Here is a 19,808-nt window from a genome sequence, read left to right on the forward strand (position 1 = left end):
GATCCAATCCTTCAAAGCCGGCGCGGCCCTGGGCCGCGCCGGCTTTTTATATGGCGATATTCATATGCCTGACTTTTTCATGTGGAACATGTCCTGCAGCCCGCCGCATGCGGTCAGGGATGATTCCCTTTGACAGCGCGAAGCCCTAGACTCCTGAAATGACCGAATCAAAATCCATGATCCTCGGCTGTGCCGGGAAATCGCTCACCCGCGAAGAAATCAATTTCTATCGCAATGAATGCCCGTGGGCCTTCATCCTGTTTGCCCGCAACATTGGCGAGGCCGAGCAGATCCGCGACCTGGTCGCCGAAATGCGTGACTGTATCGGGCGCCCGGACGCGCTGGTGTTCATCGACCAGGAAGGTGGCAGGGTACAGCGCCTGCGGCCGCCACTGGCGCCGAATTATCCGGCCGGCGGCGCGCTTGGGGCGCTGTGGCGCGACGATCACGACGCCGGCGCACGCGCCGCCTGGCTGATGGCGCGGCTGCATGCCTTCGACCTGCTGCGCTACGGCATATCAGCGGATTGCCTGCCGGTGCTCGACGTGCCGATCGAAGGGGCCAGCGATGTCATCGGCGCGCGCGCCTATGGCAAGGATCCGCGTCCGGTCATCGAACTTGGCCGCGCCGCGGCCGAGGGCCTGATGTCGGGCGGTGTGCTGCCCGTGATGAAGCATATTCCGGGGCACGGCCGGGCCTTTGCCGATACGCATTTCGAACTGCCTGTCGTCGACGCCTCGCTCAGCGATCTGCAGCGGCACGATTTTGCTCCGTTCCGTGAGCTCAACCATCTGCCGATGGCGATGACCGCGCATGTCGTCTACAGCGCGATCGATCCCAAGAACCCGGCGACGACTTCCGGCAAGGTCATCGACGAGATCATTCGACGCGAGATCGGCTTCGATGGACTGCTGATGAGCGACGACACCTCGATGAAGGCACTTTCTGGGGATTTCCCGACAAAGGCGGCCTCGATCCTTGCGGCGGGCTGCGATCTGGTCCTTCACTGCAACGGTGTTTTTGAGGAGATGGCGGGTATCGCATCGCGCACCACGGGGCTTGAAGGCAAGTCGCTGGAGCGTGCCAAGCGGGCGATGACCTATATAAGCAAACGCGACGCGGCCGAAGAAACCGAAATCCGTGCCGAATTCGCCACCTATTTCGACGCGGTGGCCTAGCAAAAAGGAAGTGACAGGTAGTGGCGGAAGCATTGGAAAGCAAGGCCGCGAAGGCTGCACCGATGGACCGCCTGTGGGCCGAAAACGATGAGTCACGGCTGACGGGCGACCCGTCGCTGGTCGTCGACGTGGCCGGCTTCGAAGGCCCGCTCGATCTTCTCTTGCACCTTGCCCGCACCCAGAAGGTCGATCTGGCGCGCATTTCCATCCTGGCGCTGGTCGAGCAATATTTGACCTTTGTCGAGACGGCGCGGGCGCTGCGGCTCGAACTTGCCGCCGACTATCTGGTGATGGCGGCGTGGCTGGCCTTCCTCAAATCGAAGCTCCTGATCCCCAAGCAGCCGGGCGAAGAGGGCGAAAGCGGCGAGGAACTGGCGGCGGTGCTGCAATTCCGGCTGAAGCGGCTCGAAGCCATGCGCGATGCGTCGGCGCGTCTGGTCAACCGCAACCGGCTCGGCCGCGACGTGTTCGCACGCGGCATGCCGGAAATGGTCATCATCGAGAAGCGCAACACCTATTCGGCGTCGCTTTACGATCTCCTGACCGCGTATGCGCAGCAGCGGCAGAAGCAGGCGATCACCAACGTGACGATCGCCAGGCGCGGCGTCTGGTCACTCAAGGACGCTCGCGACATCCTTACCCGGCTGATCGGCTCGCTGCGCGACTGGACGACGCTCGACAGCTTCCTCATCCAATATCTGACCAGCCCGCAAGAGCGGCGCACCGCGATCGCCAGTTCGTTCGCGGCCACACTGGAACTGGTGCGCGAGCGCAAGATGGATATGCGGCAGGACGAGGTGTTCGCACCGATCTATCTGCGCGACCACCGCGCACAGACAATCAAGGCAGTCGAGGTGGCATCATGAGCGAACGCGCCAACGCTTCGGTTATCCCATTCAAGATGGATGATGAGTCGGAAGACGGCGAGATCGACCAGGCCTCGGCCGGGAATCCGGTACAGAACCCGGCCGAGCGGCTGTATCTGGCGGAAGCCGTGCGCATGGCCGAGGCGATCGTGTTCGCCAGCGCCGAACCCGTCAGCGAAAAGCAGCTTGCCGCACGCCTTCCCGATGGCATCAATCTTACCCTCGCCATGACAGAGCTGCAGCAGATCTACGCCCGGCGCGGCGTCAATCTGGTCCGGGTCGGCGACGCCTGGGCGTTCCGCACCGCTGGCGACCTCGCCTTTCTGATGAGCCGCGATACGGTGCAGCAGCGCAAGCTGTCGCGGGCGGCGCTCGAGGTGCTGGCGATCATTGCCTATCACCAGCCGGTGACGCGCGCCGAGATCGAGGACATCAGAGGCGTCGAGACCTCGAAGGGGACGCTGGATACGCTGCTCGAGACGGAATGGGTGCGCATGCGCGGCCGGCGCAAAACGCCCGGCCGTCCCGTCACCTATGGCACCACCGAAACCTTCCTCGATCATTTCGCGCTCGAAGAGATCCGCGATCTTCCGGGTATGGAGGAACTGAAGGGCGCCGGCCTGCTGTCAGGCCGCATGCCGTCGAACTTCTCCATCCCGCAGCCGCCGGCCGATCCCGACGCGCTGACCGAGGACGAGGATCCGCTGACCGACATCGATCTCGAGGAGCTCGGTCTGCTGACGCCGCGCGTCACGGAAGATTGACCACGAGCGCCTATCAAAAGCCGTCTTGCACCTTTACATGTGCCGTTTGGTAGCGGGCCGCATCGCTGAAAATGCGTGACATCCGACACCCTTTCATAAACTCTGTCGCGGTTGTGTTTGAATCCCAACGCGAAAACGCATAGATCATCGCCAGGGAAAACATTCGAGAGAGATTTGCTATGGGTTCATTTTCGATTTGGCACTGGATGATCGTGTTGGTCATCGTGCTTCTGGTGTTCGGTCGCGGCAAGATTCCCGAGCTGATGGGCGACATGGCCAAGGGCATCAAGAGCTTCAAGAAGGGCATGGCCGACGACGACGTTGCCGACGACAAGCGCACCGTCGAACACCGTGCCGATGAGACCGTTTCGGCCGCGAAGGAAAAGGCCAGCAAGAGCTGAGCCAAGAAGTTCTAGTCGGAACGGATTGCCATGTTTGAAGTCGGCTGGACCGAAATGCTGGTGATCGCGATCGTCATGATCGTGGTCGTCGGGCCGAAGGATTTGCCCAACATGCTGCGCACCTTCGGCCGCACGACGGCGAAGCTGCGCGCCATGGCCGCCGACTTCCAGAAACAGTTCAACGAGGCATTGAAGGAAGCCGAGCTCGACGACGTGAAGAAGTCGGTCGACGAGCTCAGGGGCCTGAGCCCGGTTGCCGAAATCCGAAAGCAGCTCAATCCGTTCGAGCAGGCGGCTGCCGATGTGCGCGCCGGTGTCGACGCCGCGATGAAGCCGAAGCCGGCCGCTGATCCGTCGGCCCCTGCCGCTTCGACGCCACAGGCGGCCGAGCCGTTGAAGAATGGCGCGACTGAAATGCCTGGTGTCAACGGGCCTGAAGCCACGACACCAGTCCCGATTTTCCCGGCGATGACCGATGAATCGGTTGTGGCGGCATCCACGGATCCTGCCGTTGCGCCGAAGGCAGCTGCGGCCAAGAAAACCGCCAAGACGGCCCCGGCCGCGAAAGCGCCGTCCAAGGCCTCGACATCTGCGAAGGCCGTGACGGCAAAAGCCGCACCCGCGGTGAAGGCGAAAGCGACACCCAAGGCGACTGCTGCCAAAGCGTCAGCAAAAGCCGAACCGAAGCCTGTTCCGGCGAGGAAGCCGGCAACCAAAAAGACGGCTGGAGCCGCCAAGTGAGCGTTTCGGACAAGGAAAAGGACGAGATCGAGAAATCGTCCGCGCCGCTGATCGAGCATCTCATCGAGTTGCGCCGACGGCTGATCTGGTCGCTCGGCGGATTCTTCGTCGCTTTCCTGGTCTGTTTCTTCTTCGCCAAGCGGCTGTTCAACCTTCTGGTCGTCCCGTTCAAATGGGCGACGAAATGGGCGGGGCTCGACCCGCACAAGGTCGAGCTGATCTACACCGCGCCGCAGGAATTCTTCTTCACGCAGGTCAAGCTCGCCATGTTCGGCGGCATGGTCATTGCCTTTCCGCTGATCGCCACGCAGATCTACAAATTCATCGCGCCTGGCCTCTACAAGAACGAGCGCAATGCCTTCCTGCCGTTCCTGATCGCATCGCCCATCCTGTTCCTGATGGGCGCCTCGCTGGTCTATTTCTTCTTCACGCCGATGGTGATGTGGTTCTTCCTCGCCATGCAGCAGGTAGGCACGGACGACCAGGTACAGATTTCCCTGCTGCCGAAAGTGTCGGAATATCTCAGCCTGATCATGACGCTGATCTTCTCCTTCGGCCTGGTGTTCCAGTTGCCGGTGGTGACCAGCCTGATGACGCGTGTCGGCATGCTGTCGTCCAAGGCGCTGGCGGAAAAACGTAAATGGGCGATCGTCATCGCCTTCATCGTGGCCGCGGTGCTGACACCTCCGGATCCGATGAGCCAGATCGGCCTGGCCATTCCGACCATCGTTCTCTACGAGGTCTCCATCTGGGCCGCGCGATGGATCGAGCGGGATCAGGAAAAACAGCGGCTGGCGCGCGAGAAGCAGGAAGCCGGCGAGACCGTGGCGGACAAGGCGCCGGACGAGCCTCCGGCCCCGGCTGCCTCGTAAGACGCCAGCGGCGGAAAACGACAACCGCCGCCCCGCCTCATCTTGCATCGATCGAGGATGCGGTTTACGCCCTCCTGCCTAGCTTGAGGACGGATAACCATGCTTGATATCAAATGGATTCGCGACAACCCGAAGGCTCTCGTCGAGGCGCTCACCAAGCGCTCGTGGCCGTCGGCTGAGGCGCAATCCACGGTCGACGGGCTGATTGCCAAGGACGAGGCGCGGCGCGAGCACGTCACCGAACTGCAGACCAAGCAGGAGCGCCGCAACGCCGCCTCGAAGGAGATCGGCAATGCCATGCGTTCGGGCGATGCTGCCCTTGCCGAAAAGCTCAAGGCCGAAGTCGGCGAGATCAAGACCTTTATCCAGAATGGCGAGGCGCGCGAGCGAGAGCTCGACAAGGCGCTGAACGACGCGCTGGCGGTGCTGCCCAATGTGCCGCTCGACGACGTTCCGGTCGGCAAGGACGAGCACGACAATGTCGTCAGGCATATTGTCGGCAAGGCGCCGACGCGGCCGAACTGGGTGAAGGAGCATTTCGAGATCGGCGAAGCGCTCGGCATGATGGATTTCGAGCGTGCGGCAAAGCTGTCGGGCTCGCGCTTCACCGTGCTGAAGGGCGGCCTGGCGCGGATGGAACGCGCGATCGGCCAGTTCATGCTCGACCTGCACACGACCGAACACGGCTATGAGGAGGTCATCCCGCCGTTGATGGTGAAGGACGACGTGATGTTTGGCACCGGTCAGTTGCCGAAATTTGAGGAGGACCTTTTCTCAACAGGCATCCCAAAGGAGGTGCAATCACACGACATAGCACGAGGGCTTCTTGATTTTAGAGACAAGGTGTCGGCGTTCCTTCAGCCTAATCGGCAAATCACTCAGGCTGACGGTTCAGAAAGTGATCAGAAGGCCTCCACCGAAGGTCTCGCTAAGTTGGTGAGGCTTTTCTACAACGATCGCGAGCGAAGGTACCTTATCCCCACAGCAGAAGTGCCGCTGACCAATCTCGTGCGCGAAGAGATCACCGCCCACGAAAAGCTGCCGCTGCGCTACACCGCGCTGACGCCTTGCTTCCGTTCGGAGGCAGGCTCGGCGGGACGCGACACGCGCGGCATGCTGCGCCAGCATCAGTTCTACAAGGTCGAGCTGGTGTCGATCACCGACCAGGACTCCTCGCTCGCCGAGCACGAGCGGATGACGCAATGCGCCGAGGAGGTCCTGAAGCGGCTCGAGCTACCGTTCCGCACCATGGTGCTATGCACCGGCGACATGGGTTTTGGCGCGCGCAAGACCTATGACATCGAGGTCTGGCTGCCGGGCCAGAACGCCTATCGCGAAATCTCGTCCTGCTCGGTCTGCGGTGATTTCCAGGCGCGCCGCATGGATGCCCGCTACAAGGACAAGGATGGCAAGGGCAACCGTTTCGTCCATACGCTCAACGGTTCGGGCACCGCTGTCGGCCGCGCGCTTATTGCTGTCATCGAAAACTACCAGAATGAGGATGGCAGCGTAACCATTCCTGAAGTGCTGCGGCCTTACATGGGCGGTCTGGGAAAGATCGAATCGAAATAATGCGTATCCTTCTGACCAATGATGACGGCATTCATGCCGAGGGCCTGGCGTCGCTCGAACGCGTCGCCCGCACACTGTCCGACGATGTCTGGGTGGTGGCGCCGGAACAGGACCAATCGGGTTATGCGCATTCGTTGTCGATTTCGGAGCCGCTGCGGTTGCGAAAAATCGGCGAGAAGCATTTTGCCGTACGCGGCACGCCGACCGACTGCGTCATCATGGGCGTCAAGAAGATCCTGCCCGGTGCACCCGACCTGATCCTGTCCGGCATCAATTCGGGCGCCAACATCGCCGACGACGTGACCTATTCCGGCACCGTCGCCGGCGCCATGGAAGGCGCGCTGCTCGGCATCAGGTCGATCGCGCTCAGCCAGGGCTACAGCTATGTCGGCGAGGACCGGGTCGTCCCTTACGAGACCACCGAGGCGCTGGCGCCGGCGCTGCTGAAGAAGCTCGTGGCGACGCCATTGCCCGACGGCGTCCTGCTCAACGTCAATTTCCCCAACTGCCTTCCCGAGGAGGTGGCCGGCACAGTGGTCACCACGCAGGGCAAGCTGGTGCACAGCCTGTGGGTCGACGAGCGCCGAGACGGGCGCGGCCTGCCTTACTATTGGCTTCGCTTCGGCCGCGAGCCGGTCGAAGGCAAACAAGGCACCGACCTCTTTGCCTTGCGCAACCGGCTGGTGTCGGTAACGCCGTTGCAGCTTGACCTTACCGCGCATGAGATCCGTGACCAGCTGAGCAAGGCGCTTGCATGAACCAAGGCTTTCCAATCGATGATCGCGAAGGATTTGCCGCTTTCCTGCTGCGCCTGCGCGGCAGGGGAACGGTGCCGAAGGCACTGATCGCGGCTTTCGAAGCGACACCGCGGCGCGGTTTCCTGGCGGCGCAGTTCCACCAGATCGCCTGGTCGGATCGCATGCTGCCGATCGAATGCGGCGAAGCGATCGAAGGCGCCGACATGCAGGCGGCGGTGATCGCCGCACTCGCCATCGAAACGGGAAACCGTGTGCTCGAGATCGGCACCGGTTCCGGCTACACATCGGCTGTCATGTCGCGGCTGGCGGCGCGCATTGTGACCGTCGATCGCTACAAGACGCTGGTCGAGCAAGCCCGGCAGCGTTTCGAGGCGCTCGGCATCGGCAATGCCATCGTGCGCCAGGCCGATGGCTCCAACGGATTGCCCAATGAAGGGCCGTTCGACCGCATCGTGGCCTGGGCGGCGTTCGACAGCCTGCCGCGCTTCCTGCTCGACCAGTTGTCGAGCGGCGGCATCGTCATCGCGCCGATCGGGCCGGAAGAGGGCGAGCAGGTGCTGGCCAAGCTCACCAAGGTCGGCAGCCGTTTCGAACGCGAGGATATCGGCATGGTGCGGCTGCAACCAATCCTGCGCAGCATGGCAGCGGTTATCTAGTTTCGGACAGGCTGCGGATCTCATTTCGGCCCAGCTATCCGTATCGCTGACCATCCTCAAATGTTTTAAGAAAATTTTCGTCGGATTCTAATGGGTTAACCGCCCAGTAACATTAACGCGCTTTAATCCTGTCCAGTTGGTGCAGCGTTTTGTGCGGGTTAGTGCGATGCAACTCAGTGTTTTGAAGGCAAATAGTCGCAATCTGGCGCGGGGCTGCGCTGTTCTGATGATTGCGGGCGCGGCGGCCGGATGCAGTTCCCAGGCTTCGCGGTTCAACAGTGTCGATGACGTCTTTACCTCTTCGACGAACAACCAGCGCGCCATCATCAACAAACAGGATGCGGCGCAACCTTATCCGGGCGATGTCTCGGCTGCACCGCTCGACGGCACCCACACGCAGTCGGTGAGCCGCTCCAGTCTCGAACCGGTTTCGAGCCGGCCATTGCCGCCGCCGGCTTCCGCGCAGGCGCAGCCGGCTCCAGCGCTCGCGCCTGCCGCCAATCCGGTGCGTGTCGCATCGGCGCCGGCCCTGGTTCGGCCCGCTCCTCACGTCGACAGGACGACGACCGGCACTGTCGCGCCGGCCGCGAAGCCTTTCAAGAATGCCCAGCCCGACGAGCCGAAGATGGCCCAGGCAGGCACGCCGCACGCCACCGAAATCGTCGTCAGGGACGGCGAGACCATTTCCGGCCTGGCGACGCATTACAAGGTGCCGGCCGATGTCATCATGAAGGTGAATGGCCTGAGCCCGACCAAGGGGCTGAAGTCCGGTCAGAAGATCGTCATCCCGGCCTATGCCTATTCAAGCAAAAGCGAGCCGAAGGTTGCCGACGCAAAGCCGGTGAAGGACGGCAAGCACGATCTCCCGGCTTCCGCGCCGGACAAGGTGGCCGTGCTGCCGCAGCAACCTAAGCTGAAGGAAGGCAAGTCCGCCGCTCAGGTCGATGCGTCGGCCGCCGCGAGCCTGCCCAAGGAGCCCAAGCCGGCGCAGGCGGCCAAGGCAACCGGCGCCGCCGGTACCTACACGGTTCAGTCGGGCGACACGATGTCCTCGATCGCCAGGAAGACCGGTGTCGGCGTCGTCGCGCTGAAGCAGGCCAATGGCTTGAAGGATGGCTTGTTGAAGATTGGCCAGACGCTGAAGGTGCCGGCCGGCGGAACGGCGACAGTCGCCAGCGCCAAGCCGGCCAAGATCGATCCGGTGACCACGGCCACCACGCAGCCCGCGGCAAAGGCCACGCCGTCGGAAACGCTGGCTTCCTACACGCCGCCGAAGAAGGACGCGAAGGTCATCCAGCAGGCTGAGGACGACGACGCGGTGGCACCGGGTGCCACGGGGATCGGCAAGATGCGCTGGCCGGTTCGCGGCCGGGTGATTTCCGGTTTCGGATCCGGCAAGGACGGCGTCGACATCGCCGTGCCGTCAGGCACGCCGGTCAAGGCGGCCGAGAACGGCGTCGTCATCTATGCCGGCGATGGGCTCAAGGAATTCGGCAACACGGTGCTGGTGCGCCACGAGAATGGTCTGGTCACCGTCTATGGCCACGCCAGCTCGATCGAGGTGCAGCGCGGCCAGAAGGTCAAGCGCGGCCAGGAAATTGCCCTGTCCGGCATGAGCGGCACGACGGACTCGCCGAAGCTGCACTTCGAAGTGCGCAAGAACTCGGCTCCGGTCGACCCGTCAGGTTATCTCGAATAGAATAAAAAAAGCGATTTGCGGGCCGCCTGACCTCCAGTCCAGCCCGCCGGCTCAGGCCCGCCCCGAAAGGAGCGGGCTTTTTCAGTTTTGTCGGATGCCTGTTGCTCAAGGCTCAAAGGTGATCGCGCAGGGTGTCGGCGATCATGGCCTCGAGGCTGCTGGCCTTGATGCCGAGAAGGACCTCCGCGTCGGAAGAATCCACCAATAAGGGGTTCTCAAAAAGATAACTCATCTCGATCAGCTCATGCATGCCCAATGCCTCCATCTCGGCGATGGAATAGGAACGCGTTTCTGAAATCTCTCGCCGAAGCATCGCAGCGGTTTTCTGGATGAGCTCCCTGGGTGAGGCGTATTGCGAGGGAACGTGAAACGCGCGCCCCCATTCGCCCGTGTAGCGGGAGGCCGCGACAAGCGTCCTGGCGACGTCCTTGGTGAAGGCCCAGGCATGCGTCGCATCGAGGTTTCCAATGAAAGCGGTGGGTTTCCCCTCGATGATGGAAGGCAGCGCAACCAGCGAGAAGTAGCTGATGGCGCCTTGTCCGAGATAGTCGCTCGACCGCACTTCGATCGCCGGTACATTGGCCCGAACCGCCCGCTGCCACATGATCGTCCTGGCGGTTCCTTTCTTCGAAGTCGGGTCCAGGGAAAGGTCGGAGCGAAGCGGGCTGTCGGCATTTTCCCCATAGCCATACAGGTTTCCCAGTACGATGAGCTTGGCGCCCACCGTTTCGGCCGCGCGCACGGTACCGTCGATGATGGGGAAGAAGTCGGTCGGCCACCTGTGATAGGTGGCCATGGCACACATGAAGATGGCATCGGCGCCTTGGCAGACACGCGCGAGGTCCGAGGCATCGGTGGCGTCGGCTTGTACGGCCCGCACATTCCGCAATCCGTTCGAACCGACGCTTCGGCTGGTGAGAACGACGTCATGTCCTTCCTCGCCAAGAAGGCGAGCGGTTTCGCGACCGACCGGGCCGGCTCCGACAACAACATAGAAACTCATGGCATAGCCTCTCTTCCAGGTTTGATGGAGAGGCGTGAGTACAGGTCCACGGCATTGAAAATCGCGCGGGAATTGCCAAATCTTGAACAGGTTTTGCCATGAATCGAGAGAGCATGCGTTCGCAATACGCTTCGGCCCAAGCCGCGTCCGACGTAACAATGGCCTCCCGGCATGTCGAAGCTGGCGTCCATCGTCTGTCCCGGGCGCCACACCATCGCATCATGGTGCATGCCAGCGCGGCGACGCGTTCCTACTGCAATCAGGTCGGACGATATTTCGTCAGGCGCGCCGGTGATATCGACTTGGTGCCGGCCGGCCAGGAAGGCGGCTTCGAGGCCGAAACCCCGTTCGACACGATAGAGATTGCGTTGCAGCCGGCGCTGATGGAAAGGGTGGCGGCGGAACTTGGCGGCAAGGCACAAGCAGCGCGGTTCGACACGCGTCACCTGCTTCGTGACCAGCGCATCGAACATCTCGCCCGGGCGCTCGAGAGCGAATTGAAGTCGAACTCGCCGAGTGACCCTTTGTTTGCCGACAGCATTGGCGCCGCACTGGCGGTGAGGCTGCTTGGCCTCGGCGAACCTGATATCGGTCGAACGAACCGTTTGTCGGATACCCAGCTGAAACGCGTGCTGGAGTACATCGAGGCGGCTCTCCACGAGCCGCTTTCGACGCATCGACTAAGCCGGGTTGCCGGCGCGAGCAGCTCGCATTTGCGGACATGGTTCAAGGTGGCGACGGGCGTCACCCTGCACCGCTACGTGTTGCGACGTCGCGTCGAACGCGCACGCGTTCTGCTGTTGCGAGGCGATCTCAGCACAAGCGAAGTGGCGGAATTGACCGGCTTCGCGCACCAGTCACACCTGGCGCACTGGATGCGCCGCGAGATCGGCCAAACGCCGGGCGATCTGCGACGGGCTCAACCGCCCGGATGACGTTGCGCCCGCGACGCGATCAAACGCATCAATCCTTCAACGGCTTGCCAAGCCGGCCGGCCAAATCCTGCGTGAACTGCCAGGCGACGCGGCCGGAGCGGCTGCCGCGCGTCGTTGCCCATTCCAGCGCTTCGGCGCGCAGCTGCTCGGGATCGATGTCGAGGCCATGATGGCTGGCATAGCCGTTGACCATGTCGAGATATTCGTCCTGCGAACATTTGTGGAAGCCGAGCCAGAGGCCGAAACGGTCGGATAGCGAGACCTTTTCCTCGACCGCTTCGGACGGGTTGATGGCGGTCGAGCGCTCATTGTCGATCATGTCGCGCGGCAACAGGTGACGGCGGTTCGATGTGGCGTAGAAGATGACGTTGGCCGGGCGTCCCTCGACGCCACCTTCAAGCGCCGCCTTCAGCGACTTGTAGGACGTATCATCATGATCGAAGGACAGGTCGTCGCAAAACAGGATGACGCGGAAAGGGGCCGCCTTCAGCAAGCTCATCAGCTTCGGCAGCGTGTCGATGTCCTCGCGGTGGATTTCGATCAGCTTGAGCGGCAGGTCGGACTTGGGCTTTTGTGATTTGGCCTTGGCATTGATCTCGGCATGCACGGCCTTGACCAGCGACGATTTGCCCATGCCGCGCGCGCCCCACAACAGGACGTTATTGGCGGCGAAGCCGGCGGCGAAGCGCTCGGTGTTGTCGACGAGGATGTCGCGGACGCGGTCGACGCCGCGGATCAGGCCGATGTCGACGCGATTGACCTTGCGCACCGGCTCCAGATAGCCGGGATCGGCCTGCCAGACGAAGCAGTCGGCCACGTCGAGGTCGGTTTCAGGGACCGGCGGCGGAGCGAGGCGGCCGACCGCTTCGATCAGGCGGTCGAGTTTCTGGTTCAAGGCATCGATGCTGGTATCGGTCATATCAGGTCTTTTTGCTTTGGTTTTTGCAGTGGCAGGCGGACCCGGTTCGATTCCGGCGGTTTCGAAACCGGTTGCAACCATTTGTTCGAACGTGATCTTTTCCGAAAACCGGCTCGCGCTTTTCGCGATCCTGCTCTAACACGGCTAAACAGGCCGGAAAAGCGGCGGATTTGCCCGGTCGCGCAGTTGCATTGACAACTTTACCGACTATATTCCGGCCAAATTTCTAGGGGCCGCCAAATTCCACAAGACGGTTTGGCGGCTGTTTTCAAAATTCAGGAGTACCTCGATGTTCGTGACACCGGCATACGCCCAAGGCATCGGCGGCGCCTCTCCCGATATGTTCATCAGCATTTTGCCGTTTGTCCTGATTTTCGTGATCATGTATTTTCTGATCATCCGCCCGCAGCGCACGCAGCTGAAGAAGCGCGGCGAGATGCTGGCGGCGGTTCGCCGCGGCGACACGGTCGTCACCGGCGGCGGTTTCGTCGGCAAGGTGACGAAAGTGATCGACGACAACGAACTCGAGATCGACCTTGGTGGCGGCACCAAGGTGACGGCGCTGCGCTCGACGATTGCCGACGTGCGCGTCAAGGGCGAACCGGTCGCCAACCAGAACGCCAAGAAATAACCAAATTCCAGGCGGAGCGATCCGCGGACACGCTCTGACGGACGACGCCATATGCTTTATTTCTCGCGCTTCAAGATGATCCTGATCTGGCTGGCCGTGGCCGCCACAGTGGTCCTCGCCGCGCCGAATCTGTTCCCCGCCAGCACGCTCGCCCAGCTCCCCAGCTGGGTGCCGAAGCGGCAGATGACACTCGGCCTCGATCTCCAGGGCGGCTCGCACATCCTGCTGGAGATGAACCAGAACGATCTGATCAAGGATCGGCTCGAGACGACGCGCGATGAAATCCGCACACTGCTGCGCGATGCCAAGATCGGCTATACGGGTCTTGCCGGTACCGGCAAGACCCTGCAGGTCCGCATCACCGATCCCGCTCAGCTCGATGCCGCCAAGAAAGCGTTGAAGAGCTTGACCGATCCTGTCGCAGCCGGCTTGTTCACAGGCGGCTCCATCCAGGAAATGTCGCTCGACGATTCCGAGCCGGGGCTGCTCAAGTTCACCGTCACCGACGCCGGTATCAAGTACCGCACATCGACCGCATTGGCGCAGTCGATCGAAGTGGTCGAGCGCCGCGTCAACGAACTCGGCACGACCGAGCCCATCGTGCAGCGGCAGGGCGACGACCGCATCCTTGTCCAGGTGCCCGGCCTGCAGGATCCGCAGCGGCTGAAGGAAATCCTCGGCCAGACCGCGAAGCTGACCTTCCAGATGGTCGACCAGTCGATGCCGGTGCAGGATGCGCTCAGGGGACGCCCGCCGGCCGGTTCTTCGGTGCTCTATTCGCAGGACGATCCGCCGGTTCCATACCTGATCGAGAACCGCGTCATCGTATCGGGTGAAAACCTCGTCGACGCACAGGCGACATACAATTCGCAGAACAACGAGCCGGTGGTTTCGTTCCGCTTCGATTCGAAGGGCGCTGCCCGCTTCGGCCAGGCCACCGCGCAGAATGTCGGCAAGCTGTTCGCCATCATCCTCGACAACCAGGTGATCTCGGCGCCGCAGATTCGCGAGCCGATCCTTGGCGGTACCGGCCAGATCTCCGGTAATTTCACTGCCCAGAGCGCCAACGACCTCGCCGTGCTGCTGCGCGCCGGCGCGCTGCCCGCGACATTGACCGTCATCGAGGAACGCACCGTCGGTCCGGGCCTGGGCCAGGATTCGATCCATGCCGGCAAGGTCGCCGGCATCATCGGTTCGATCCTCGTCGTGGCGTTCATGTTCGTCGCCTACGGCTTCCTTGGCTTCCTCGCCAACATCGCGCTGGCGGTGCACGTGGCGATGATCGTCGGGCTGCTGTCGCTGCTTGGCGCGACGCTGACTTTGCCCGGTATCGCCGGTATCGTGCTGACCATCGGCATGGCGGTCGATTCCAACGTGCTGATCTACGAGCGTATCCGCGAGGAGCGACGAGCCGGCCGCTCGGTGATCCAGGCGATCGACACCGGCTTCTCGAAGGCGCTGGCGACCATCGTCGATTCCAACGTCACGTCGCTGATTGCGACAGTGGTGCTGTTCTATCTCGGTACCGGACCGGTGAAGGGCTTTGCCATCACCTATGCCATCGGCATCCTGACCACGGTCTTCACCGCTTTCACCTTCACCCGCCTGCTGGTGTCGATCTGGCTGCGCCGCGCCCGTCCGAAGGAATTGCCGAAGGCACCGGTGACCTTCATTCCACCCGGCACGAAAATTCCGTTCATGGGTATCCGGCGGTGGACGTTCGCGCTGTCGAGCACCTTGTCGATACTGTCCGTGGTGCTGTTTATGAGCGCCGGCATCAATTACGGCATCGATTTCAAGGGCGGTTCGCTGATCGAGGTACAATCCAAGTCGGGCAATGCCGATCTCGCCGACATCCGCGGCAGATTGACGGAACTGAACATCGGCGAAGTCCAGGTGCAGCAGTTCGGTGCACCCAACGACGTGTTGATCCGCGTCGGCACACAAGACGCGGGTGAAAATGCCGAGCAGACCGTGATCGACAAGGTGCGCGGCGAGCTGCAGGACCAGTATAATTTCCGCCGTGTCGAAGTGGTGGGCCCGACGGTTTCCGGCGAACTGGCCAAGCAAGGCACGATAGCCATGATCGTCGCGCTGGTCGGCATCCTGGTCTATGTCTGGTTCCGCTTCGAATGGCAGTTCGCGGTCGGCGCCATTGTCGCGACGGTGCACGATGTGGTCATGACGCTCGGCTTCTTCGTCATCACCGGGCTCGAATTCAACCAGTCGTCGTTGGCGGCGATCCTGACCATCATCGGCTATTCGCTGAACGACACGATCGTCGTCTATGACCGCGTCCGTGAGGATCTGCGAAAATACAAGCGAATGCCTCTACCGCAGCTGCTGAACAACGCCATCAACGAGACGTTGTCGAGAACGACGCTGACGTCGGTGACGACCAGCTTGGCGCTGCTGGCGCTGGTGTTGTTTGGCGGCGAAGTGATCCGCTCCTTTACCTTGGCGATGCTGTTCGGCGTCGTGTTCGGTACCTATTCGTCGATCTTCATCGCGGCGCCGTTGCTGATCCTGTTCAAGCTGCGGCCGCAGGCTTCGGCCGATGAGGAAAAGCCGGTGAACGGCGGCAAGGCCGTCGCGACCTGACGCGCGGCCCGAAGGGTGACAGAGTGGTGACCGGCAAAGGCATCGTCATCCGCGAGGCGCATTTCCCCGGCCGCGCGCCGATCGAGGCCTATGGCAATGGCGGGTTTCGCTTTGCCGACATGTCGCATCGCGGCTCGCTGCTCTGCTTGCCCACGGGCATCCATGGCTGGGAGCCGGCAAATCCCCTGGCGCTGACCGTCGCGGATTTCGACAAGCTTCTGGCGGAAGCCGACAAGGTCGAGATCCTGCTGGTCGGCATGGGCAGGGATTTGCGGCCCTTGCCGGCGGCGCTGCGGGCGGCGCTGAAAGAGGCCGGCATAACGTCCGACCCGATGTCGACCGGGGCCGCGGTCCGGACCTACAATGTCCTTCTGGCGGAAGACCGCGCCGTGGCCGCGGCGCTCATCGCCGTCGATTGATATGTTGCAGAACGCCAAAATCGTCATGGACGCGGTGCGCGCCGCCGACCATGACAGGTATCTCACCGCGCTCTACGCGCCTGCCGACAAGCGCGACGCGCTGTTTTCGCTCTACGCCTTCAATGCCGAGATCGCCGGCATCCGTGATCGCATCCATGAGCCGTTACCCGGCGAGGTGCGGCTGCAATGGTGGCGCGATGTCATTGCCGCCGGCGGTGAGGCGGGCGCGGGCCATCCCGTTGCCGACGCCTTGAACCTCACCATTACAGCGTTCAAACTGCCAAAACTGGCCTTCGAGAACATGCTCGAGGCGCGCATCTTCGATCTCTACGACGACCCGATGCCATCTCGCACCGATCTGGAGGGCTATTGCGGCGAGACGGCGGCCGCCCTCATCCAGCTCGCGGCGATGGTGCTTGATCCCGCCGAGGCGCCAGGGTTTGCCGAACTGGCGGGCAGGGCGGGTTGTGCGCAGGCGATTACGGGGCTTTTGCTTCTGTTGCCGCTGCACCGCAGGCGTGGACAGTGTTTTATCCCGGCCGACATCCTGGCGGCGGCGGGCTCGTCGCCGGAAGAATTTGTTGCCGGCGACGGCGGGCCTGGTGCCCGGCGCGCGGTGGCGGCGATGATCGCGCTGGCGCGCGAACACCTGTCGGCCTTCGAGCAAGGCGCTGCGGCGCTGCCGGGGTCGTTGCGTTCGGCATTCCTGCCGCTGGCGCTGTCACGCGCCTATCTCGCCAAGATGGAAGGCTCGCGCCACTCACCGCTCGGCGGCGTGGCACGGCTGTCGGCGTTGCGCCGGCATTGGTTGCTGCTGCGTCGTGCAGGCAAGGGCTGGCCGGCACTTTGACGTAAACGTCAATCGTGTTAAGGAGTCCGCCTGCCGAGAACTGTCGCCGAAGACGACAGGCCGGCCGGGAGGAAATCGATGAGCTTGTCCGTGCTGGTTGCGATCGTCGTGCTCGGCATTGCGCTGTCGGTTGCCGCCGTGGGACCGCATGTTCAGCACCTTCGTCGAGGAGCTGGAAGAAGACCGGCCGCGCTACGGGATCGTCAAGAACCTGGGCACCTTCAACCCGCTGAAGGTGGCGTTTCATGAATGGATCGGCATGTTCCGGGTTGCGTTCGCGCCTGGGCTGACGCTTCGAGAGCGCCTGAACTACCTCATCAAGCCGCCAGGATGGAGCCATGACGGTCGCGCGACACGTCGGAGAGCCGGAAGGCGGCTTATGTTCGGAGGAATCCGGGGGAGGCGGGCAAGCCGGGACTGCCGGCGGCAGGCCTCGAGGCCGCGGAATAATATCGCCTGAGGACTGATCGCGCTGTCCGCTACTCCGCCGCCTGAGCCGTCTCCGCCGGCAAACCCAGCCACTGTCGACAGTCACTCCGCGCTCGCGACGTGATCGCATGCCGTTTGGCCACGGTTTTGTCCTTGCCGCGCATGCGCTTGCCTTCGGTCTTCGGCGCTTCGACGGGCGGGAACAGGCCGAAATTGACGTTCATCGGCTGGAAGGAGCGTTTGCCCGGTTCGTCGTCGGAAACGATATGGCCGCCGGTGATGTGGTTGAGCAGCGCGCCGAAGGCCGTGGTGAGCGGCGGCAGGGACGGTGCGTGGCCAAGCCGCTCGGCTGCGGCAAAGCGCCCGGCGAGCAGGCCGATGGCCGCACTTTCGACATAGCCTTCGCAGCCGGTGATCTGGCCGGCAAAACGCAGGCCGGGCCGCGACTTCAGCTGCAGCGAGGCGTCGAGCAAGGTCGGCGAGTTGATGTAGGTGTTGCGGTGCAGGCCGCCGAGGCGGGCGAAGTCGGCGTTTTCCAGGCCCGGAATAGTGCGGAAAATACGCACCTGCTCGGCGTGCTTCAGCTTGGTCTGGAAGCCGACCATGTTGTAGAGCGTGCCCAGCGCATTGTCCTGGCGCAACTGCACCACGGCATAGGCCTTCACGGTCGGATTGTGCGCGTTGGTCAAGCCCATCGGCTTCATCGGTCCGTAGCGCAGCGTTTCGACGCCGCGCTCGGCCATGATCTCGATCGGCAGGCAGCCGTCGAAATAGGGCGTGCCTTCCCACTGCTTGAATTCGGTCTTCTGGCCGTCGATCAGCGCCTGTACGAAGGCGAGATATTGGTCCTTGTCCATCGGACAGTTGATGTAGTCCTTGCCGGTGCCGCCAGGCCCGACCTTGTCGTAGCGCGACTGGAACCAGCAGGTATCCATATCGATCGTGTCGAAATGGATGATCGGCGCGATGGCGTCGAAGAAGGCCAGCGCATCGGCGCCGGTCGCCTCGGCGATTGATTGGGCAAGCGACGGTGCGGTCAGCGGCCCGGTGGCGATGATCGCCTGGTCCCACTCCGCCGGCGGCAGCCCTGGCACTTCCTCACGCTGTATCGTGATCAGCGGATGCGCCTCGAGCTTTTTGGTCACCGCCTCGGAGAAACCGTCGCGGTCGACGGCCAGCGCGCCCCCGGCCGGCACCTGGTTGGCGTCGCCGGCACTCATGATCAAGGAGCCCGCCAGCCGCATTTCGGCGTGCAGAAGGCCAACGGCGTTGTTTTCGGCATCGTCGGAGCGGAAGGAATTGGAACAGACCAGTTCGGCCAGGCCGTCTGTCTTGTGGGCGTCGGTGCCGCGAACCGGGCGCATTTCATGCAGGATGACGGGAACGCCGGCTTGCGCCGCCTGCCATGCCGCTTCGGAACCGGCGAGGCCGCCGCCGATGATGTGGATTGGATTTTTGCTCATGGCCGCCGGAATAATCGCTTGCCGTCGCGATTGCAATTGTCGCGCGGCGGTAACGCGAACGCTGGTCGGGAAAGCCTCCGCCTGAAAACAACAACACCCGCCGGGGGAGGAGGTCCGGCGGGTGTCGTTTTTTGGGGCGACCCTCGGGAGGAGGTGAAGATCGACCGTATTCGTCATCGCCGGGGAGGAGGTCGGCTCAGACGAAATTCCTTTCGCATTATTAAAGAGGGCGAAGCCTCTGGGGCAATTTCATTTTGCCCTAGGGAAACAACGCCCGCCGCGGGAGGAGGTGCGGCGGGCGCCGTTTGAGTGGCCAAACCCTCGGGAGGAGGTGAAGGTTGGGCCTATTCGTCATCGCCGGGGAGGAGGTCGGCTTTGACGAAATTCTTTTCGCATTTTTAAAGAGGGCGAAGCCTCTTGGGCAAATTCGTTTGCCCCTGGGAAACAACGCCCGCCGCGGGAGGAGGTGCGGCGGGCGCCGTTTTGGTGGTCAACCCTTGGGAGGAGGTAAGGGCTGACCGTATTCGCTTGAGGTCGGGGAGGAGGTCGACCCAAGCGAAATTCTGTTAGATCGCCCTGCGGGCGACGATCTTGATTTCGTCGCGGACGATACCGAGATCATGCAGCTGGCGGTTCGAAAGGCGACCCAGCTCGGTAACCGTCTCGCGATAAACGCGCCAGTTACGATAGTTGCGGATCAGGTTCATTGTCGTTCTCTTTTTCAAAACTGGTTCGGACCATTCGCGGTCCGAAGAATTAGACCGCCTTGCGAGCGACGTAAGGAATGTCGCTGCGGCTGATGCCGAGGTCGGTCAGTTCACGGTTGCTCAGGCGGCTCAGCTCGGAAACGGTGTCCCGGTAGCGGCGCCAGTTGCGGTAGTTGCGGATCAAGTTCATGGTAGTTCTCGTTTCGTCTTTCTTGCGGATCATTCCGTTTGCGTACGAACCATAAGTAGGGGGACCCATATCGATTTAAAAGCGCTATGGCTGCATGGCTGCAATGCAAATTGTGCAATGCAACATTAACGCGCCTTCACGGACCTGACACAAA

20 protein-coding genes and 1 pseudogene are annotated in these 19,808 nt (G+C 62.4%); 16 read left to right on the plus strand and 5 right to left on the minus strand.

The window, feature by feature from the left end:
- Positions 1 to 158 precede the first annotated feature (158 nt).
- From nagZ to EN845_RS24430, 10 genes are all read left to right on the plus strand, one after another.
- Complete coding sequence (nagZ, locus tag EN845_RS24385; RefSeq protein WP_027146796.1) at positions 159 to 1,178, plus strand: beta-N-acetylhexosaminidase; 1,020 nt, start codon at positions 159 to 161, stop codon at positions 1,176 to 1,178.
- Positions 1,179 to 1,240: 62 nt separating this feature from the next.
- Positions 1,241 to 2,044, plus strand: a complete 804-nt coding sequence (locus tag EN845_RS24390; protein WP_127872728.1) for a ScpA family protein — start codon at positions 1,241 to 1,243, stop codon at positions 2,042 to 2,044.
- The gene (gene scpB, locus EN845_RS24395; RefSeq protein WP_127280243.1) at positions 2,041 to 2,808 is read left to right on the plus strand and encodes an SMC-Scp complex subunit ScpB; all 768 of its coding nucleotides are present in this window, start codon (positions 2,041 to 2,043) and stop codon (positions 2,806 to 2,808) included. The genes EN845_RS24390 and scpB overlap by 4 nt, the downstream gene beginning before the upstream one ends.
- 179 nt (positions 2,809 to 2,987) lie before the next feature.
- Complete coding sequence (locus tag EN845_RS24400; RefSeq protein ID WP_015317533.1) at positions 2,988 to 3,209, plus strand: twin-arginine translocase TatA/TatE family subunit; 222 nt, start codon at positions 2,988 to 2,990, stop codon at positions 3,207 to 3,209.
- A 30-nt stretch (positions 3,210 to 3,239) separates the two neighbouring features.
- Positions 3,240 to 3,950: a Sec-independent protein translocase protein TatB gene (tatB, locus tag EN845_RS24405; RefSeq protein ID WP_127872659.1), complete on the plus strand. Its 711-nt coding sequence runs from the start codon at positions 3,240 to 3,242 to the stop codon at positions 3,948 to 3,950.
- Positions 3,947 to 4,822 (plus strand): twin-arginine translocase subunit TatC, encoded by an 876-nt coding sequence (tatC, locus tag EN845_RS24410; RefSeq protein ID WP_127872658.1) that lies wholly within the window; start codon positions 3,947 to 3,949, stop codon positions 4,820 to 4,822. The genes tatB and tatC overlap by 4 nt, the downstream gene beginning before the upstream one ends.
- A gap of 99 nt (positions 4,823 to 4,921) precedes the next feature.
- Complete coding sequence (serS, locus tag EN845_RS24415) at positions 4,922 to 6,394, plus strand: serine--tRNA ligase (RefSeq protein WP_127872657.1); 1,473 nt, start codon at positions 4,922 to 4,924, stop codon at positions 6,392 to 6,394.
- Positions 6,394 to 7,152 carry a 5'/3'-nucleotidase SurE gene (gene surE, locus EN845_RS24420; RefSeq protein ID WP_127281111.1) on the plus strand — a complete coding sequence of 253 codons (759 nt, stop codon included), beginning with the start codon at positions 6,394 to 6,396 and terminating at the stop codon, positions 7,150 to 7,152. The genes serS and surE overlap by 1 nt, the downstream gene beginning before the upstream one ends.
- On the plus strand, positions 7,149 to 7,808 hold the full coding sequence (locus tag EN845_RS24425) for a protein-L-isoaspartate(D-aspartate) O-methyltransferase (RefSeq protein WP_127872656.1): 660 nt from the start codon (positions 7,149 to 7,151) through the stop codon (positions 7,806 to 7,808). Before surE ends, EN845_RS24425 begins: the two co-directional genes overlap by 4 nt.
- 166 nt (positions 7,809 to 7,974) lie before the next feature.
- The gene (locus EN845_RS24430) at positions 7,975 to 9,507 is read left to right on the plus strand and encodes a peptidoglycan DD-metalloendopeptidase family protein (protein ID WP_127872655.1); all 1,533 of its coding nucleotides are present in this window, start codon (positions 7,975 to 7,977) and stop codon (positions 9,505 to 9,507) included.
- Positions 9,508 to 9,619: 112 nt separating this feature from the next.
- On the opposite strand, the gene EN845_RS24435 is transcribed toward EN845_RS24430, so the two are convergent.
- Positions 9,620 to 10,510, minus strand: a complete 891-nt coding sequence (locus EN845_RS24435; RefSeq protein WP_127872654.1) for an NAD-dependent epimerase/dehydratase family protein — start codon at positions 10,508 to 10,510, stop codon at positions 9,620 to 9,622.
- A gap of 113 nt (positions 10,511 to 10,623) precedes the next feature.
- Between EN845_RS24435 and EN845_RS24440 the strand changes: the two genes are divergently transcribed.
- Positions 10,624 to 11,445 (plus strand): AraC family transcriptional regulator, encoded by an 822-nt coding sequence (locus tag EN845_RS24440; protein ID WP_127872653.1) that lies wholly within the window; start codon positions 10,624 to 10,626, stop codon positions 11,443 to 11,445.
- Positions 11,446 to 11,473: 28 nt separating this feature from the next.
- Here EN845_RS24440 and EN845_RS24445 read toward each other — a convergent pair whose 3' ends face one another.
- Positions 11,474 to 12,364 (minus strand): ATP-binding protein, encoded by an 891-nt coding sequence (locus EN845_RS24445; protein WP_127872652.1) that lies wholly within the window; start codon positions 12,362 to 12,364, stop codon positions 11,474 to 11,476.
- 289 nt (positions 12,365 to 12,653) lie between these two features.
- Here EN845_RS24445 and yajC point away from each other — a divergent pair, with 289 nt between their 5' ends.
- From yajC to EN845_RS24470, 5 genes and pseudogenes are all read left to right on the plus strand, one after another.
- Complete coding sequence (gene yajC / locus EN845_RS24450) at positions 12,654 to 12,995, plus strand: preprotein translocase subunit YajC (RefSeq protein WP_010909882.1); 342 nt, start codon at positions 12,654 to 12,656, stop codon at positions 12,993 to 12,995.
- Positions 12,996 to 13,046: 51 nt separating this feature from the next.
- Positions 13,047 to 15,596 (plus strand): protein translocase subunit SecDF, encoded by a 2,550-nt coding sequence (gene secDF, locus EN845_RS24455; protein ID WP_127872651.1) that lies wholly within the window; start codon positions 13,047 to 13,049, stop codon positions 15,594 to 15,596.
- A 26-nt stretch (positions 15,597 to 15,622) separates the two neighbouring features.
- Positions 15,623 to 16,015: an Mth938-like domain-containing protein gene (locus tag EN845_RS24460; protein WP_127872650.1), complete on the plus strand. Its 393-nt coding sequence runs from the start codon at positions 15,623 to 15,625 to the stop codon at positions 16,013 to 16,015.
- 1 nt (position 16,016) lies between these two features.
- Positions 16,017 to 16,865: a phytoene/squalene synthase family protein gene (locus EN845_RS24465; protein WP_167531453.1), complete on the plus strand. Its 849-nt coding sequence runs from the start codon at positions 16,017 to 16,019 to the stop codon at positions 16,863 to 16,865.
- A 139-nt stretch (positions 16,866 to 17,004) separates the two neighbouring features.
- Positions 17,005 to 17,315 (plus strand): annotated as a pseudogene (locus tag EN845_RS24470) (sterol desaturase family protein); the annotation flags it as partial.
- 29 nt (positions 17,316 to 17,344) lie between these two features.
- Here EN845_RS24470 and trmFO read toward each other — a convergent pair.
- From trmFO to EN845_RS24485, 3 genes are all read right to left on the minus strand, one after another.
- On the minus strand, positions 17,345 to 18,757 hold the full coding sequence (gene trmFO / locus EN845_RS24475) for a methylenetetrahydrofolate--tRNA-(uracil(54)-C(5))-methyltransferase (FADH(2)-oxidizing) TrmFO (protein WP_127279882.1): 1,413 nt from the start codon (positions 18,755 to 18,757) through the stop codon (positions 17,345 to 17,347).
- A 566-nt stretch (positions 18,758 to 19,323) separates the two neighbouring features.
- Positions 19,324 to 19,464, minus strand: coding sequence for a DUF1127 domain-containing protein (locus EN845_RS24480; RefSeq protein WP_013895120.1), 141 nt, complete (start codon positions 19,462 to 19,464; stop codon positions 19,324 to 19,326).
- A 49-nt stretch (positions 19,465 to 19,513) separates the two neighbouring features.
- A complete protein-coding gene (locus EN845_RS24485) occupies positions 19,514 to 19,654 on the minus strand; it encodes a DUF1127 domain-containing protein (RefSeq protein ID WP_013531315.1) in 141 nt (46 codons plus the stop codon).
- Between the last annotated feature and the right edge of the window lie 154 nt (positions 19,655 to 19,808).

Source organism: Mesorhizobium sp. M8A.F.Ca.ET.202.01.1.1, from assembly GCF_004791595.1.
GTDB lineage: Bacteria > Pseudomonadota > Alphaproteobacteria > Rhizobiales > Rhizobiaceae > Mesorhizobium.

Bases quoted from the DNA above. Each gene is read 5' to 3' on its own strand.
- serS (WP_127872657.1), top strand. From the start codon at position 4,922: ATGCTTGATATCAAATGGATTCGCGACAACCCGAAGGCTCTCGTCGAG.
- EN845_RS24440 (WP_127872653.1), top strand. From the start codon at position 10,624: ATGCGTTCGCAATACGCTTCGGCCCAAGCCGCGTCCGACGTAACAATG.
- secDF (WP_127872651.1), top strand. From the start codon at position 13,047: ATGCTTTATTTCTCGCGCTTCAAGATGATCCTGATCTGGCTGGCCGTG.
- EN845_RS24485 (WP_013531315.1), bottom strand. From the start codon at position 19,654: ATGAACTTGATCCGCAACTACCGCAACTGGCGCCGCTACCGGGACACC.
- EN845_RS24430 (WP_127872655.1), top strand. From the start codon at position 7,975: ATGCAACTCAGTGTTTTGAAGGCAAATAGTCGCAATCTGGCGCGGGGC.
- EN845_RS24425 (WP_127872656.1), top strand. From the start codon at position 7,149: ATGAACCAAGGCTTTCCAATCGATGATCGCGAAGGATTTGCCGCTTTC.
- EN845_RS24445 (WP_127872652.1), bottom strand. From the start codon at position 12,364: ATGACCGATACCAGCATCGATGCCTTGAACCAGAAACTCGACCGCCTG.
- nagZ (WP_027146796.1), top strand. From the start codon at position 159: ATGACCGAATCAAAATCCATGATCCTCGGCTGTGCCGGGAAATCGCTC.
- EN845_RS24435 (WP_127872654.1), bottom strand. From the start codon at position 10,510: ATGAGTTTCTATGTTGTTGTCGGAGCCGGCCCGGTCGGTCGCGAAACC.
- EN845_RS24390 (WP_127872728.1), top strand. From the start codon at position 1,241: ATGGACCGCCTGTGGGCCGAAAACGATGAGTCACGGCTGACGGGCGAC.
- yajC (WP_010909882.1), top strand. From the start codon at position 12,654: ATGTTCGTGACACCGGCATACGCCCAAGGCATCGGCGGCGCCTCTCCC.
- EN845_RS24465 (WP_167531453.1), top strand. From the start codon at position 16,017: ATGTTGCAGAACGCCAAAATCGTCATGGACGCGGTGCGCGCCGCCGAC.
- tatB (WP_127872659.1), top strand. From the start codon at position 3,240: ATGTTTGAAGTCGGCTGGACCGAAATGCTGGTGATCGCGATCGTCATG.
- scpB (WP_127280243.1), top strand. From the start codon at position 2,041: ATGAGCGAACGCGCCAACGCTTCGGTTATCCCATTCAAGATGGATGAT.
- EN845_RS24400 (WP_015317533.1), top strand. From the start codon at position 2,988: ATGGGTTCATTTTCGATTTGGCACTGGATGATCGTGTTGGTCATCGTG.
- EN845_RS24480 (WP_013895120.1), bottom strand. From the start codon at position 19,464: ATGAACCTGATCCGCAACTATCGTAACTGGCGCGTTTATCGCGAGACG.
- surE (WP_127281111.1), top strand. From the start codon at position 6,394: ATGCGTATCCTTCTGACCAATGATGACGGCATTCATGCCGAGGGCCTG.
- trmFO (WP_127279882.1), bottom strand. From the start codon at position 18,757: ATGAGCAAAAATCCAATCCACATCATCGGCGGCGGCCTCGCCGGTTCC.